The sequence below is a fragment of the Mycobacterium sp. genome (genome assembly GCF_036490025.1).
Classification (GTDB): Bacteria; Actinomycetota; Actinomycetes; order Mycobacteriales; family Mycobacteriaceae; genus Mycobacterium.
Genome location: NZ_DASXEP010000137.1, coordinates 1 through 15,936 on the forward strand (window position 1 = coordinate 1; position 15,936 = coordinate 15,936).

The window sequence follows — 15,936 nt, forward strand, 5'->3', positions numbered from 1 at the left end:
TAAGAAGGTCGCCACCGCGATACAGGCGGAAGCGAAGACGGCAGCGATCAGACGCTTGCGCTCGCGAAGATCGCTACCCAACTCGCCAAAAAATCCCATCGTCGATTCCTCTCGGTCGGGGTGAAGAGGCGCCTCCACAACCAGATGACATCGCGGGGAGGCACCTCCCTTGTTCTACTATCTAGCTACGTAGATCCTAGACGCGAGTTGCGAGGACCGGCAACCAGAGCTTTGAGGCGGCTACGGACGGCGGATCGGCTCGGCGCTGAGCGCCTGCAGTTGGCTCGCGTCCTGCCATCATGGTCTACTATCTTGGTACGTAGATGTTAGGAGAGTGCGTGTCCGATCTGTCGCAGTTTCAACCCTCGCGACCAAGCCAAGCGGCTTTGGGGTAACCAGGAGATCAGCAGTGCGGATCCGAGGATTCGGCGAACTCGAGGCGGTCATCATGGACCGCATGTGGAGCCGCGACTCCGCAATACCAACCACCGTGCGTGAGCTCTTCGATGAACTTGCCACCGAGCGCAGCATCGCCTACACCACCGTGATGTCCACCATGGACAACCTGCACACCAAGGGCTGGCTGGCGCGGGAACGCGACGGCAAGGCCTATCGGTATTGGCCCACCTTGTCGCGTGAGCAGCACAGCGCGCGGTTGATGCACGAGGCCCTCGACGGCGGCGGCAGCCCCGAATTAGTACTGCAGCATTTCGTCGAACAAATCGGCGCCGAAGAATCCGAGCGCCTGCGCTCTGTTCTGCGACGGCTGCCCAAAGGAACGAACCCGTGATCAGCGTTGTGGTTGGACTTCTCCTCTACAGCATCGCGATGCTGGTCGCCGCCCCTCCGCTACTGCGGGCACTGACCTACAGCGGAAACGCTCCCCGCCTTGGGGTGGCGACATGGTTGAGCGCGATCGGCACTGTGATGGGGTCCTGGCTGGCGACCGCCGTGCTGATCATCGTCGAAGTGATAAGCCACTGGACTCATCCCCGCACGGTCGCCGCATCCTGCCTGGCCCGCCTGCAGCGCACGATCAGCGGAGATGCCGGGATCGCGCCGCAGATCACGCTGGTCGTGATCGCTGCGGCGGCCACGTTGGTGGCCGCGATCACCGGAGCGCGGCTGGCCACCGCCGTGCTGGGAATGCGTGCTCGCGCGCACCAGCACGCTCGGGCTGTGCGGTTGGTCGGTCATCGCACGAGCGAGGCTGACGTGGTGATGGTCGAGGCCAGCAAAGCTGCCGCGTACTGTGTCGCGGGCCGACCGCCGGCCATTGTCGTGACCAGCGCGGCCCGAGCTGCACTCGACGATCGCCAACTGGCCGCGGTGCTCGCTCACGAACGCGCCCACCTGGCCGGGCACCACGCGGCGATCGTCAGCGCGCTGCGCGCTCTGGCCGCAGTATTTCCTCGCCTGAGCCTAATTACCGAAGGGGCGCAACAGGTTTCACGCTTATTGGAGATGTGCGCCGATGACGTTGCGGCGCGTCGGCATAGCAGCCGTGCGTTGCTATCGGGGCTGATCACGCTGTCTACGTCGGCCCCCGCTGAAGCGCTTGCGGCGGCCGATTTGGCCGTGCTGGCGCGAGCCGAACGGCTCGCGACGCCGTCACAGGAGTCGGTGAAAGTCAAAACTCGCGCTGCCTTAGCGAGCGTCATTGCCGTCATGGCCGCCGGGCCCCTGATCGCCGTGGCCGACTGCATCTTGCGTTCTCATGTGTGGGGTCCGGGCATGCATGCAAACGCCAACTCAAACGGAGTAGGACTAATCGCAGCGTCCTCACCGCCGAAGGCGTTGGAGCATAGTCAATCTGGAAAGGTGGTCTCGATGATGATGATGATGGACGACCGTCACTGGGGATGGGGCAGCTGGATCCTCACGACCCTAACAACGGTGGTGTTCTGGGCGCTGGTAATCACCGCCGTGGTGCTGCTCGCGCGATATCTGCTGTCGTTGTCGCAGCGGACCACCGGCACTACCCACGCCACGGGTGCGAGCAACGCAGAGCAAGTGCTCGCCGAACGCTACGCGCGTGGGGACATCGACGACGACGAATACAAACGGCGGCTGGGACTACTGCGACAAAATATGGCCTCGGCCACATCGACCTGACTACTTCCCCGGCGCCGCCACACAGTCTCACAGCGGCTCGCCTACCATCACCCCCGTGAGGGATAGTCGAAAGAGTGGAGCTAAGGGGACTCGAACCCCTGACCCCCACACTGCCAGTGTGGTGCGCTACCAGCTGCGCCATAGCCCCAAGTGATGTGCTCATCGAAGCTACACCACGGCCCACCTGCCTTCAAAGTCGCTGATCACGAGGGATCGGGCGATCGCGCTAGCGCAGCGGGTCGAATTCGCGCAGGCCTGCCGGCTGCTTGCCGGCGGTGATCTGCTCGGCCAACAGCCGACCCGTCGCCGGGCCCTGCTTCATGCCCCACATGCCGTGCCCACCCGCGACGAAGATGCGGTTATCGAGCACCGGTCCGACCAGCGGACGCCCGTCGGGACTCAACGGGCGCGGCCCAACCCATATCTCGTCGCGTTCCGCCCAGCGAACCCCGTCGAAGAAACCGCCCGCCGCATCGACAATCGCGTCGACGACGGCAGCGGACACGGGGGCATCGGGACGACGCAACTCCATCATGCTGGTGACCCGCAGCTTCCCGTTCAACGGCGTGCACGCCACCCGCACATCCGGCAGATAGATCGGCCCGAGAACTTGACGCTGCACCGGCACCGTGAAGGAGTAGCCACGCCCGGCCTGCACCGGAACCCGAACCCAGCGGCTTACCAATTTCGGCAACCATGCGCCGGTCGCGATCACCGCCACATCGGCCGTCAAAGCGGTACCAGTGCGGGGCTGCACCGCGACGCCGTGCCCCGAGGGCCGCACGTCGGCGACATCCATGGTGTCCAATGCCGCACCCCGTTCGACGACTGAGCTCGCCAGCGACTGCACGAACCGACCCGGGTCGACGAACCGCTGACCGTTGATCCGGACCCCGACGGCTACTTCGCTCGAAGCCAGCGGCACCTGCGCGCGCAACTCCGCACCGGTCAATTCCGTGGTGGAGCTGGGCTGCCCGGCGTCGTGTAGACGTTGCAGCTGCTCCAGCAGGTGTTCGGCGTCTGCCGAACTGCGGAACAACGCGGTGATCGGCGCGGCGGTGACCGGCGCGTCCACCCCGTTGGAGACCAGCTCGTCGTACGCCGCCATGCACTCGTGGTTGAGCGTCAGGTTCGCCCGCACCGCGCGCGTCCACGACGACTCCCGGCAGTTCGCCGCGAACCGGATCAAGAATCTCCACAGAGTCGGATCGGTGCTCAGCGGAATCCGCACCGGCGCAGCACGATTCGGCAATGAGCGCAAAGCGTATCGCAGCGTTCGCGGGTCGTTGAGCGGGATACTCAGCGCCGGAGCGATCCATCCGGCGTTACCCCACGAGGCACCGGCCGCGACACCAGTGCGGTCGACCACCGTCACGGACACACCGCGCTCTTGCAGAAACCACGCCGTGGACAACCCGACGATGCCGGCACCCACTACGATCGCTGATCGCGGTCGAATCCGGTGGATGTCAGCCATCAAGAACCTCCCGAGCGACGCTGTCGACGTCCATGGTGGCGCGGATCCGCGCTTAATGCCGTCGACGCTGCTCAGGCCAGTTCCGACGCGGCCCCGGTCTCCCATTCACCGGGCGGCGGCGTGTGGCCCGCTACCCGCGTTTCCGGTGCAAACATCCAGCCGACCCCGGCTGCCAGCAGCACGATGCCGCTGAGCGTAAATCCCCATCCGTAGCTGAGGTGTTCAGCGATCTGAGCGACCGACAACGAACCGACGATGGCGCCCAGATCAACCATCATCTGAAACGTCGAAACCGCCGTGCCTGTGCGTGCGGTGCTGCCCAGGATATCGGCGATCGCGGCTTGCTGCGGCGAGGAGAACACGCCCGAGGTCGCGCCCCCCACGCACGCCGCAACGAGGAAGACGAGCACCGACGACGACGCGCCCAACCAGATGGTCGCCACCCCGGAGGCGAGGAGCCCGCCGATCACCAGGGTGCGCCGGCCGATGCGGTCCGACAGGTAGCCGCTGGGCCACACCACGACCAGGTTGCCGAGCGCGAACATCCCCAGCACCAAACCCGTCATGCGGGGCCCACGGCCCAACACGTCCGACACGAACAGCGGCACGATGGCCATTCGCAATCCGAACACCGCCCAGCCTGTCGCGAAGTTCGACACCAGCGACGCGCGGTACGCGCGGTGCCGAAGCGCGACACGCACCGTCACCGCCGGCTCGGCGTGTTCGGCCGGTGCGCCCAGCGTCGACCGGCGCAGGCTGTAGGACACGACGATCGCGGTGATCAGCACCGAAACTCCGTAGATGAGAAACGGTGCTTTGAGCCCCAAACCTGCGGTCAGACTGCCCACCAGCGGGCCGGCGACCGAGCCGATGAGAAACGAGGTTACGAACAGGCCCGCGACCCGCCCGCGCGCGTCGGCCGGGCTGATTCGGATCATCAGACCCAACGCGGAGATGAAGAACAACGTCGACCCGATTCCGCCGATCGCGCGGAATACCAATAGCTGCCAATAGGTTTGGGCGAACGCGCATACTGCGGTCGACACCGAAACGATCAGCAACCCGGCCACGTAGACCTGCCGCTCCCCCAGCCGCTGCACCAGCAGTCCGGTGGGTGGAGCGGAGAAGAGCCGCATCACCGAAAAAATCGTGATCGAGAAGGTCACCGCTCCGAGGCTCACCCCGAACGTTCGGGCGAAGGCCGGCAGCACCGGCGACACGACGCCGTAGCCAAGCGCGGCCACCGCGTTCGCCGCGATCAGCACCCAGGCTTCGCGCGGCAGGACCGTCTTCTCGCGACGCCACGCGACGAAGCGGGCGCGTTGAGAGACGAGGGTCACCCGATGACTTTATCCACAACCTCTTGCGCCGCTCGCTGGACCTCGGCCAAGTGCTCGGGTCCGCGGAATGATTCGGCGTAGATCTTGTAGACGTCTTCGGTGCCCGACGGCCGCGCGGCGAACCAGGCATTGGCCGTGGTCACCTTCAAACCGCCCAGCGGTGCGCCGTTGCCGGGCGCCGTGGTCAGCTTTGCGGTGATCTGCTCTCCGGCCAGCTCGGTGGCGCTGACCTGGTCTGGCGACAACTTCGCCAACCGGGCCTTCTGCTCGCGGTCGGCGGGCGCGTCGAGGCGCGCATACGTCGGGGCGCCGTATTTCTCGGTCAGCTCCTGATAGCGCTGCGACGGCGTGACGCCCGTGACGGCGAGGATCTCGCTGGCCAGCAACGCCAGGATGATGCCGTCCTTGTCGGTGGTCCACACCGATCCGTCGCGGCGCAGGAACGATGCCCCCGCCGATTCCTCACCCCCGAAGCCGATGGTCCCGCCGATCAGACCGTCGACGAACCACTTGAACCCGACCGGCACCTCGACGAGGTTGCGTCCGATCCCGGCGACAGCGCGGTCGATGATCGACGAGCTGACCGCGGTCTTACCGACCGCGACACCGTCGGGCCACGACGGCCGATGCGTGTACAGGTAGTCGATGGTCGCCGCCAGGTAGTGGTTCGGGTTCATCAGCCCGGCGTCGGGGGTGACGACGCCGTGCCGGTCTGAGTCGGCGTCGTTGCCGGTGGCGATCTGGTAGCGGTCGCGGTTCGCGATGAGCCCCGCCATCGCGTCCGCCGAGCTGCAGTCCATCCGGATCTTGCCGTCGTGATCGAGCGTCATAAATCGCCACGTCGCGTCGACCAGCGGGTTGACGACGGTCAGCTCGAGGTTGTGCCGCTCGGCGATCGCGGCCCAGTAGTCGACGCTGGCCCCACCGAGCGGATCGGCGCCGATCCGGATCCCGGCCTTGCGGATGATGTCGACGTCGACCACGTTGGGCAGGTCATCGACGTAGCCGTCCAGGTAGTCGTGGTGCTCGACGGCCTGAAGCGCGCGGGCCAGCGGCACCCGCTTCACCACCTCGCCGCCTCGGAGAATCGCGTTGGCGCGCTTGGCAATTGCGTTGGTCGCGTCGGTGTCAGCCGGGCCGCCGTTGGGCGGGTTGTATTTGAAGCCGCCGTCATAGGGCGGGTTGTGTGACGGCGTCACCACGATCCCGTCGGCCAGTCCGTCGCTGCGGCCGCGGTTGTAGGTGAGGATCGCGTGGCTGACCGCCGGGGTCGGCGTGTACCGGTCGGCCGAGTCGACGGCCGTGACGACGTCGTTGGCGGCAAGCACCTCGAGCGCCGACACCCACGCCGGCTCCGAGAGGCCGTGGGTGTCGCGGCCGATGAACAGTGGTCCGGTGGTGGCGTGCGCGGCGCGGTATTCCACGATGGCCTGGGTGATCGCCAGGATGTGAGCTTCGTTGAACGCGCCGTTGAGTGCCGAGCCGCGATGCCCCGACGTTCCGAACGCCACCTGTTGGGCGACGTCGTCGGGATCCGGTTCGATCGAGTAGTAGGACGTGACCAGATGAGGCAGATCGACGAGGTCTTCGGGCTGGGCCGGCTGACCGGCACGCGGGTTGGCCACCATAGCCCCAATTGTGCCGAATAAGCTGCGGGAGCACGCCCTGCAAGGAAAGGGATTTCGACGAGTGGCAAACTCTTCGTTCCCCCGCGACTACCGGGAGTTGGCCGCGGTGTTCGCTGGCGGCGCGCTGGGCACCGTGGCGCGCACGGGCCTGAGCCTTCTGGTGGCCGCCGACCCGGTGCGCTGGCCCTGGCCGACGTTCGCGGTCAACATCGTCGGCGCGTTCCTGGTCGGTTATTTCACTACCCGGTTGTTGGAGCGGTTGCCGTTGTCGAGTTACCGCCGTCCCCTGCTCGGAACGGGGCTGTGCGGTGGTCTGACCACCTTCTCGACCATGCAGGTCGAAACGCTGCAGATGATCGAACATCACCGCTACGGCTTGGCAGCTGAATATACCTGCGCCAGCATCGTTTTGGGGTTGCTAGCGGTGTATCTGGCCACTGCCCTGGTCCGTCGGGTGCCGGTGCGCTGAATGCTCTGGGTTGGTGTGGTGCTCGCCGGCGGCGTCGGGGCAGTCCTGCGTTTTCTGGTGGATCGCGCGGTCGCTCACCGGGCGGCGCGGTCGCTGCCCTTCGTAGGCCTGCCCTGCGGAACGCTGGTGGTCAACCTCAGCGGCGCCGCCCTACTCGGGCTGCTCGGCGGCTTGGCGTTGAGTCGACACACCGCGCTGCTCGCCGGCACCGCCTTCGTCGGCTCGTACACCACCTTCTCCACCTGGATGCTGGAAACGCAGCGGCTCAGCGAAGAGCGGCAGGTCCGAAATGCCGTCGCCAATATTGTCGTCAGCATCGTGCTGGGTATCGGCGCTGCACTGCTCGGGCAGTGGATCGCGGGCCGCCTGTGAACGAGCCATGCTTGAAGCTGACCACGTACTTCGGCGAACGCCAGCGCGCCATCGCCGACGTCCGCCGGCCCGGCTTTTTGGCCGACGCGATGTTGAACTTGTTCGATACCCGCGAAACCGCGACCAGCGTGATGCTGCGCGGCATCGCGAGTTTCGGTCCGCGGCATGTGTTGCGCACCGACGAGTCGTTGAGCCTATCCGAGGATCCGCCGGTGGCGATCGCCGCCGTCGACGTCGAATCGAAGATCCGCAGCCTGGTCGACGACGTGGTCGCGATGACTGGCCGGGGTCTGGTGACGCTGGAACGGGCACGCTTGGTCGGTGGCGGTGATGCGTTCGAGACCGGCGGCGACGACGCCGTCAAGCTCACGGTCTACGTGGGTCGCCAGGAGCGCATCGCTGGGCTGCCCGCATACCGCGCGGTGTGCGATCTGCTGTACCGGCGCGGATTCTCAGGCGGCGCAGTCTTTTTGGGCGTCGACGGCACCGCGCACGGCGAGCGTTACCGGGCCACCTTCTTCAGCCGCAATGTCAACGTTCCGCTGATGATCATCGCCGTCGGCACCGCGGCGCAGGTTTCGGCGGTGGTCGCCGACCTAAGCGCCGTCGTGCCCAACCCGTTGCTGACAGTCGAACGGGTGCGGTTGTGCAAGCGCGGTGGCGAATTGTTTGCGCGACCGCATCGGCTGCCGGATACCGACGGCCAGCGTCGGCCACTCTGGCAGAAGCTGATGGTGCACACCAGCGAAGCCACCGGCCACCGCGGTGTGCCGATTCACCGCGCGCTCATCCATCGGCTGCTGGAATCGGGAATGGCCCGCGGCGCAACCGTGCTGCGTGGCATCTGGGGATTTCACGGAGATCATCAACCTCACGGCGACAAGCTCTTTCAGCTGACACGACGCATGCCCGTGGTCACGATCATCATCGACACGCCTGAATGGATCGCGCGCAGCTTCGAGATCGTTCACGAGTTGACCGCAGACCATGGCTTGGTGACCAGTGAGATGGTCCCTGCGGTGGTGACCATCGCCGGGCCGCACCGCCACGGTGATACGCGGTTGGCCCGCCACGACTATTGATCAGTGCGCACGCAGTAGCGCCGCCAACACCGCGGCTTGGCTGCCTTCCACGTCCCGAGTGGCGGTCACCAGCGTCACGACGCCGCGCTTCATCAGCTTGCGCAACTCGTCGAGCGATTCGCTGCCCTGCAGTTCCTTGCGGTGCGGGTGTGGCCGCGGGGATTCCGGAGGGACGATCCGCAGTCCATTGAGTCTCCTCGGTTCGACCGGGTAGCGCCGTCAAGTCAGCGCGGGCAGGACGCTGTCGACGAACAGCTGCACCGACTTCCACGCCTCGTCGACCGGCATGCCGCCCACCAGGGGATGCAGCACGACCGGCCCGAAGTCGGGCGAGGCGCGGATTTCTGTGATCAGTTGGTCGGGAGTCAGGAAACGGTAGCGTCCCGACGCACGTACCTCGTCGAGCGTCCGGACCCCTGGCAGGTGCATCAGCGAGCGCTGGTCTTCCGACCATCCGCCGTAAGTGACTGCCTCCCACAGGATGTGCTCACCAAGCTCGGCCCACGCCCGGTCAGGGTCTTCGTGCAGGTAAATCATTCCCCGGTTGATCGGCCCGGGCATGATCACCAGCGGCGCCATTTCCGCCTCCGCGCACAGCTCGCGGTAGTAGGCGGCGACGTCGGGCAGATGGTCGGCAAGGCTGAGCGGCAGCCGAAACCGCGCAGCCCGCCGCGCGGTAACCCGGGCACCGCCGCCGACATACAACGGTGGATGCGGCCGTGTCCACGACCCGGTCTCCGACCATACGGACAGCATTCGCTCGATCAGGCTGTCCATCAATTGTCCGCGTTGGCCGAAATCGACTCCGAGCGCGTCATATTCGACGGTCCGGTAACCCAGGCCCACCGTGGTGTGCAGCCGGCCGCGGCTCATGTTGTCGACCAAGGCGATGTCTTCGGCGAGCCGGACCGGATTCCACAACGGCCCCAAAGCGCAGTCCACGCTGGCGATCAGCGTCGACGTCCGTGCCAGAAACATCCCGGCGGCCAGAATCGGGTTGCAGCTCCAACCCTGTCCGGTGGCGTGGTGCTCGTCGACACTCACGGTGATGATGCCGCGCGACTCGCCCCATTGCGCCAACTCGAGTGCAGCCCGGATCAATTCGCTTTGGGTCCGCGGCTCCCCCTGCGGCGACGCAAAGTTGAAGCGCAGCACCGGCAGCACCATGTTCGGCACTCCGGTCAGGCGTCGGCCGGCGGCGCGGCCGATTGCAGGAACGCGGGAAAGTCGGGGAACAGCTTGCGGTCGACGATCTCGATACGGGTGCCGAACGCGTCGACGTAGTAGGCGAACAGCGCCAAATCCGGTGGCGAGACATCGGCAGTCGCTTCGAAGGCAAAGCCGTTGGCCTCCAGCGCCCGGGCGGTTTCGGCAAGGTCATCGACAAAGTAGCCCAGATGGTGCACCGAGTTGCCGGCGGCGGCCGTCCACGGACTCTCCGGGACCTGCTGGATGAGTTCCACATGCGGGCTCTGCAGCGAGTAGACGAACGTCGAGGTGAGTTCGCGGGTTCCGTTCACGGTGCGAAACGGCAGGGTATACGTCAGCGGCGTGATCCACTGGTAGCCGGCGAGCGCGCTGAGCCGGTCCATCGCGGCTTGGAGATCGGGCACGACGATGCCGGTGTGATAGTAGTCCTCGGGTTTGAGTGCGAATGTCATTGGTTTCCTTAAATTTTCAGACGCAATCCGATGCGCCGTCGACGACGAAGACTGCTCCGCTGGTGTAGCTGCATTGCTCAGTGCACAGGAACGCGACAGTGGGCGCGATCTCCGTGACCGATCCGAACCGCCCCAGCGGGATGTGAGCGAGCTCGGATTCCACCAACTCGGCCGCGCCGTGCATCGGCGCGGTCATCGGGGTGTCGATCGCGCCCGGCGCCACAGCGTTGACCCGAATTCCCTTGTCCGCCCATTTGACCGCGAGATTTCGGGTGACGTTGATGATGCCGGACTTGGCGGCGCTGTAGCCGGGCACCATCGGAACGGAACGCAACGCCGACATCGACGCCAAATTGACCACACTGGCACCCCCGGTCGCCGTTGACGTCCTGAGCGCGCGATACAGCCCGACGGTGAGGCGGTACGGACCGGTCAGGTTGAGTGCTACCGATGCTTCGAACCCATCCGGCTTCGACTCGTCAAGTCCGCCGGGGAAATTCGCACCGGCATTGTTGACCAAGACATCGAGCTGGCTGAAGTTACCGGCCAACGCATCCACCGAATCGTGATCAGTGATTTTCAGCTGGTGATAGGCCATGCCGCACAGATCCGCGGCGTAGTCCGCCGCGGCCGGCTTGGTACCGGTGATGGTGACGTGCGCCCCGGCATCTCTGAATAGTGACGCTGTTGCGTGCCCGATCCCGCTGGTGCCGCCGGTGATCAGCACCGTGGTCCCGGTGAAGTCGAAACTGACCTGCCCCGTCATGTGTTTCTCGCTATTTGCTCAGTGAGCCAGGCCCGTTCCCAGAAGTTCGTGGTCTCACCCAGCAGATTTTCGTGAGCCTGCCTGAGCACGTCGCGCGCTCCCGAATGCTCGCCGGCCGGCAGCTCGGCCAGGTGGATAGCGTGCAAGGGGCGACCGGCGGCCAAGTGTTCTCGCGCCCGCTGCACCAGCGCGTCGGCGCCGGCCAGCTCGACCACGTCGACAGCTACGTCGTCGAACGCGACCGGGTACAGCTCGGTGGTGGAGCCGTGGTGAAACCAGCCCGAGTAGTTCTCCCAGACGGCCCGCACATCCCAAGCCACCTTGCCATAGCCTTGTCCCACTTCGTATTCCGGCGGCAGGCTGACTTCGCGCATCAACGTTCGGACATCCTTGCCCGCGTTCATGCCTGCCACCGTCTGGTCGTGAACGTACTGGATCGCGTCACGCAACCGGGTCAGCTCGGCACTGATGCGTTCCGCGCCGGCGATCGGCGCGAAGTGGCCGGTCACCAGCAGCCCGGGCTGCAGTTTCCGCACCCGCTCGACCGAGGCGATCGCGGTCAGCGCGTCCCGGTAACGGTCGCCGCGCATCGTGACCAGGTTGGGAATGTGGCCGAAGATCGGGCCGAAGGTATTCCCGCACAAACAGATGCGTTCCTCGGGCAGCCACACCACCAGCGAGTCGTTGGTTTCCCCGCCTGGCACCGCGACGAGCTCCATCCGGCGGCCGCCCACCTCCAGCGTGAGGGTGTCCTCGAAGTCGAGGTCGACGGTCGGAACACTCTGTCCCGCCAGACGCTTGGTGCCAAGTCGGCGTTGGATCGCTTGAATGCCGGTCGCCAGGATGTCTTTGAACGCGAACGCGCTGCGGCTCGCCCGGTACGGGATGAGCCGCTCGTTATCATCGCGCCACAGCTTCCAGTTCGCCTGTGCGACAACCGTTGTGTCGGGATCTCGCACGCTGTCCAACCCGCCGACGTGATCGACGTGGCCCTGCGTGAAGATGATGTAGCGCACCGGCGAGGAATCGACGGCGTCGAAGTTGGCCCGGTGCACCGGACCCTCGAAGCCCATGCCGGTGTTCACGATGACCCGGCCTTCATCAGTGGTCAGCAGGTAGGAATTCGACAGACCCGGCGAGCACCACAAGCCCGGGGCGAGCTGCTCGGCTTCCTCGGCGGAAGCCGGACGCAAGGCGTCGGCGCCCGGCCGGGTGCGATAGATCGGCTCGAACATCGCTGTTGACTCCTTCATTCGGGCCGGACGTCGAACCTGTCGAAATAAAAGTCGAACCGCTGCCGCAACTCGTCGGCCGATATGCCGAAATGCCGCTGCAGATCGTAGCGGATGGTGCCGTGCTTTCCCCGCGGATTGCCGTCCAGATACCGCTGGAAAAGTCCGCGCACCTTCGGTGTCAATTCCGCCCCGCCACAACGATAAAGCTCGTCGAGCAACGGCATTTCATTGCCGTTGAGGTGGTGGAAGCTGATGTCGATGCTGCGGTCGGCCGGCACCAGCTCGCGGTCGCGCACGCACGCACCCAGTAGCCGGTGTACGCGATCACTCCAATAGTCCAGTAGCCAGCCCGGGTCGATACTCGTTCGGCGCAGTCGATCGGAATAGGCCATCAATGTGATCGCCGACTGGATGACCGCGACCGGATCGCGGTGGGTGAAGGCCACTGTCGCATCGGGGAAGGTCGCGACCAGCGGTCCGAGTTGCTCGCAGTGCTGCGGGCTCTTCAGGATCCAGGTTCGCGGACCACGCAGAAACGTCAGCGCCTGCAATACCTTCTTCATGTATGCGTAGTGTCGGTGCTGATCGAGGCTCAGGTAGTAGTCGCGCCAATCCGGCACCCGCGCATGCCATTCCAGAACATAGCCGGCCAGATCCAGGTCGAGCAGCTCGACTTCCTCTTCGATCGCTTCCGGGAAGCGGTCATGCATCGCGGCGACCAGAGGGGCGCTGGCCATCAGCGCGTCATGCTCGGCCTTCGCCCGTGCATAGCGGGGATCGACCCCGAAGCTGTCAGGGCCATGACCGACGGCAGGAATCGGGTCTTGGCTCTCCCAATACGGCAAGGCCCGGCGACGCGGATCGGCGGCGATGAGGTTCACCAGATGCGTGGTCCCCGACCGCGGCATCCCGACGACGATGAACGGCTTCTCGATCGGGATCGACTCGATTTCGGGATATCGCTTGACGAGCTCGGTCAGCGACAGGCGATTGCGCAACAGGCGAACGACTCGTTGCCGCAGCGAGGATCTGGCGAGCTGGGTCAGGCCTTCGTCGGCTTCGATCGCGGCGACGTGCGTGCTCAGCCGCTCGCTGAAGCCATCGGTGTCGTCCAGGTCATCACCCACCGCGGCCTGGTCGATCGCCTCTGTCAGCATCTGGTCGATGTCGAATTCGACAGGTCTGGCTTCGGTGAACTCGAGAATCTGACGCTGGACTTCGGTCAGCTGGGGCGACGTCAGATCGTCGAAGTCGATGTCAGCGACGTCGCGATCCGCAGGGTTCAATGCGCCGCTCCTCTCCCCCGCAAGCGGGAGGTGCCCCCACATCGCTCTGTTGCTCTGCTCGCCGTCGGCGCGGCACCACAGGCCCGTCTCCTCGACTTGGTGCCGAATGCAGACTAGCGCCCAGTTCCGCGGCGTTTACTCGCATCCCTGCAGGGGGTACGCCGGTCCAGAACGGGTCGGCCGGCCAACTGCCCGTCTTCGCCGACTTTTCGAACACTGGAGGTATGTGGCATGTCCGAGATGATCATCCAATCGCCCGACGAAGTGATCGCATTCCTGAAAGCACAGCACAACCTCATCGAGGACATGTTCGACCAAGTACTGCACGCGACGGACCCGAAGGCCCGAGAGAAGCCTTTTGTGCACTTGCGCCAATTGCTGGCCGTGCACGAGACCGCCGAGGAGATGGTGGTACATCCCCGGGCCCGCCACGCGGCGGAGGCAACCGACTCGATCGTCGATGCTCGGCTCGAAGAGGAGCACGATGCCAAGGAGTTGCTGTCGAGCATCGAGAAGATCGACATCAGCTCGAAGCAGTTCATCGAGGAACTCACCAAGCTTCGGGATGCGGTGCTGGACCACGCCCAGCACGAGGAAACTTACGAATTTCCGAAGTTGCAGCAGGAACTCGACGACGACGAGTCCAAGCGGCTGACGACAGCGGTGCGGGCCGCCGAAGCCATCGCGCCGACCCGTCCGCACGCCGGCGTGGAATCGGCGAGATTGAACTTCGCGGTTGGGCCGTTCGCGTCAATGCTCGACCGCGCCCGCGACTTGATTCAACACGGGCTCGGCTGACAGCGCTAGCCGGTCAGGCTGCCGACCCGACGGACGACCTCGTCGCGGCCAAGGGTGCGCGCAATCTGAAACAGGTCGGGGCTCTTGGTCGACCCGGTCAAGGCGACTCTGATCAGCTGCGAGGCCTCCCGGATCGAGCCAGGATAAGCATCCGGGTTCTTCTTGTATTCCTTGGCGTTACCGGCAAAGCCGAACTTCTCGGCCAGGTCGCGCACCTGTTGGAACCACTGCACCGGGTCGTCGAGATCCCGATAATCCGCGACGAAGGCACCCGCGAACGATCGGACCAGGTCGGTCGGTAGCCCCAGCTGCGAGTCGTCCGAACCGGCCGGCGTGAACAGCTCGGCGAAGAAGAACCCGTACGCGGCGCGAAAATCCGACCATTTGCGCAGGTCTTTGCGCGGGTTGGCGACGCCGTCGCGCTCGACGGCCAGGGCGGCCAGTGTCTGGTCCGGATGGGCTTCGATGACGCGCTGCAGGTCGGGATCGTATTCCGCGGCCCACGCCGTCACCGCCGCATAAATTTCCGGCCCGCTCAGCGTCGCGATGTAGTCGGCGCTGATGTCTTCCAGTTTCACCAAATCGACCAGTGGGCCGGCGCCTCCGCATTCGGCCAGTGAGATCGGCGCGGCGAGCGCTTCGGGCAACGGAATTTCGGCAAGGCGTCCATTGGCCAGGCCGCGCAGGTAATACAGCACCGCGTCGGCGGGGTAGCCCGATCCGATATAGAAGTCGACGTCGGCTTCGGCGTCTTTGCGTTTGGACAGCTTGCGTTTGCCGCCCGGGATCTGCTTCATCAACAGCGCGATATGGGCGTAGGTGGGCGGCTCGAAACCCAGCGCCTCGAACAACTGAAGATGCAACGCCGTCGACGACAGCCACTCCTCGCCCCGGATCACCAGGTTGCAGCGCATCAGGTGATCGTCGACGGCGTGGGCGAAGTGGTATGTCGGCAACTGCACGGCTGCCGACGACTTGAGGATGACCACGTCGTTGTAGTTGTCCTCCATGGACAGTTCGCCCCGAATGGCGTCGGTGAAGGAGGCCCGCCCCCCGGTCCGGCCGGGCGAACGGAAACGCAGCACGTATGGCCTCCCCTTCTCCAACTGCTCACGAACGGCCGTGACATCGGCGTCGCGCCAAATCGCCCATTCGCCGTAGTAGCCGGTCGGCCGCTTGAGTTGTTGCTGGCGCGTGCGGATCCCGGCGAGCTCCTCGGAGGTGGCGAAGCACAAGTATGCCTTGCCCGAGCGCAACATCTCTCGCGCGAAAGTCAGGTAGATCTTCGCCCGCTCCGACTGGCGGTACGGCCCGTAGTCGCCGCCGCCGACCCCCTCGTCGGGCCTGACCCGAAAGTAGGCGAAGGCACGGTCGAATTGTTCGTACGCTCCGGCCACCTCCCGCGATTGGTCGGTGTCCTCGATCCGCACGAAGTAGCGGCCGCCGCTCTGGTGCGCGACCGCGCGGTCGATCATCGCGGCGTAGATGCCGCCGAGGTGAATGAAGCCGGTCGGCGATGGGGCTAACCGAGTCACGTGGGCATCGGCGGGCAGGTCACGGGGTGGATAGCGTTGTTCCCACTCACCCGGTGCGGGCAGGTCGGCGGGAAAGAGGTTGTCGACCTCGTGCGGCTCCAGCATTCCGGTGACGGCTCCTATCGGGGATGGTTCGCCTCGTCGATGGTAGTCACGCTGGTCACGACGGGAC

General features: G+C 65.4%; 15 protein-coding genes and 1 tRNA gene. 6 read left to right on the forward strand and 10 right to left on the reverse strand.

Annotated elements, in window-relative coordinates; all coding sequences use genetic code 11:
• Positions 1-409 precede the first annotated feature (409 nt).
• Positions 410-790 (forward strand): BlaI/MecI/CopY family transcriptional regulator, encoded by a 381-nt coding sequence (locus VGG53_RS15335; RefSeq protein ID WP_331518916.1) that lies wholly within the window; start codon positions 410-412, stop codon positions 788-790.
• Entirely contained in the window at positions 787-2,115 is a 1,329-nt protein-coding gene (locus tag VGG53_RS15340; protein ID WP_331518917.1) for a M48 family metalloprotease, read from the forward strand. The genes VGG53_RS15335 and VGG53_RS15340 overlap by 4 nt, the downstream gene beginning before the upstream one ends.
• Positions 2,116-2,190: 75 nt before the next feature.
• Here the strand turns inward: VGG53_RS15340 and VGG53_RS15345 are convergent.
• From VGG53_RS15345 to pgm, 4 genes are all read right to left on the reverse strand, one after another.
• A tRNA-Ala gene (locus tag VGG53_RS15345) sits at positions 2,191-2,263 on the reverse strand.
• A gap of 78 nt (positions 2,264-2,341) precedes the next feature.
• Positions 2,342-3,592 carry an FAD-dependent oxidoreductase gene (locus tag VGG53_RS15350; RefSeq protein WP_331518918.1) on the reverse strand — a complete coding sequence of 417 codons (1,251 nt, stop codon included), beginning with the start codon at positions 3,590-3,592 and terminating at the stop codon, positions 2,342-2,344.
• 71 nt (positions 3,593-3,663) lie between these two features.
• Positions 3,664-4,932 (reverse strand): MFS transporter, encoded by a 1,269-nt coding sequence (locus tag VGG53_RS15355; RefSeq protein ID WP_331518919.1) that lies wholly within the window; start codon positions 4,930-4,932, stop codon positions 3,664-3,666.
• Positions 4,929-6,560: a phosphoglucomutase (alpha-D-glucose-1,6-bisphosphate-dependent) gene (pgm, locus tag VGG53_RS15360; protein WP_331518920.1), complete on the reverse strand. Its 1,632-nt coding sequence runs from the start codon at positions 6,558-6,560 to the stop codon at positions 4,929-4,931. Before pgm ends, VGG53_RS15355 begins: the two co-directional genes overlap by 4 nt.
• Positions 6,561-6,621: 61 nt before the next feature.
• On the opposite strand from pgm, the gene crcB (VGG53_RS15365) reads away from it, so the two are divergent.
• The 3 genes from crcB (VGG53_RS15365) to VGG53_RS15375 are packed head-to-tail and all read left to right on the forward strand — an operon-like array spanning position 6,622 to position 8,483.
• The gene (crcB, locus tag VGG53_RS15365) at positions 6,622-7,029 is read left to right on the forward strand and encodes a fluoride efflux transporter CrcB (protein ID WP_331518921.1); all 408 of its coding nucleotides are present in this window, start codon (positions 6,622-6,624) and stop codon (positions 7,027-7,029) included.
• Complete coding sequence (gene crcB, locus VGG53_RS15370; RefSeq protein WP_331518922.1) at positions 7,030-7,401, forward strand: fluoride efflux transporter CrcB; 372 nt, start codon at positions 7,030-7,032, stop codon at positions 7,399-7,401. It begins immediately after the preceding gene.
• Positions 7,398-8,483: a DUF190 domain-containing protein gene (locus VGG53_RS15375; protein ID WP_331518923.1), complete on the forward strand. Its 1,086-nt coding sequence runs from the start codon at positions 7,398-7,400 to the stop codon at positions 8,481-8,483. Before crcB (VGG53_RS15370) ends, VGG53_RS15375 begins: the two co-directional genes overlap by 4 nt.
• Before the next feature lie 219 nt (positions 8,484-8,702).
• On the opposite strand, the gene VGG53_RS15385 is transcribed toward VGG53_RS15375, so the two are convergent.
• The 5 genes from VGG53_RS15385 to VGG53_RS15405 are packed head-to-tail and all read right to left on the reverse strand — an operon-like array spanning position 8,703 to position 13,431.
• On the reverse strand, positions 8,703-9,650 hold the full coding sequence (locus VGG53_RS15385; RefSeq protein WP_331518924.1) for an LLM class flavin-dependent oxidoreductase: 948 nt from the start codon (positions 9,648-9,650) through the stop codon (positions 8,703-8,705).
• Between the two features lie 14 nt (positions 9,651-9,664).
• Positions 9,665-10,144, reverse strand: a complete 480-nt coding sequence (locus tag VGG53_RS15390) for a VOC family protein (protein WP_331518925.1) — start codon at positions 10,142-10,144, stop codon at positions 9,665-9,667.
• Between the two features lie 16 nt (positions 10,145-10,160).
• The gene (locus tag VGG53_RS15395) at positions 10,161-10,910 is read right to left on the reverse strand and encodes an SDR family oxidoreductase (protein WP_331518926.1); all 750 of its coding nucleotides are present in this window, start codon (positions 10,908-10,910) and stop codon (positions 10,161-10,163) included.
• Positions 10,907-12,145, reverse strand: a complete 1,239-nt coding sequence (locus VGG53_RS15400) for an MBL fold metallo-hydrolase (protein ID WP_331518927.1) — start codon at positions 12,143-12,145, stop codon at positions 10,907-10,909. The genes VGG53_RS15395 and VGG53_RS15400 overlap by 4 nt, the downstream gene beginning before the upstream one ends.
• A gap of 14 nt (positions 12,146-12,159) precedes the next feature.
• Positions 12,160-13,431, reverse strand: a complete 1,272-nt coding sequence (locus tag VGG53_RS15405) for a sulfotransferase (protein WP_331518928.1) — start codon at positions 13,429-13,431, stop codon at positions 12,160-12,162.
• 231 nt (positions 13,432-13,662) lie between these two features.
• On the opposite strand from VGG53_RS15405, the gene VGG53_RS15410 reads away from it, so the two are divergent.
• Positions 13,663-14,229: a hemerythrin domain-containing protein gene (locus VGG53_RS15410; RefSeq protein ID WP_331518929.1), complete on the forward strand. Its 567-nt coding sequence runs from the start codon at positions 13,663-13,665 to the stop codon at positions 14,227-14,229.
• A 5-nt stretch (positions 14,230-14,234) separates the two neighbouring features.
• Here the strand turns inward: VGG53_RS15410 and VGG53_RS15415 are convergent, their stop codons facing one another.
• A complete protein-coding gene (locus VGG53_RS15415; RefSeq protein ID WP_331518930.1) occupies positions 14,235-15,869 on the reverse strand; it encodes a glutamate--tRNA ligase in 1,635 nt (544 codons plus the stop codon).
• Positions 15,870-15,936 lie beyond the last annotated feature (67 nt).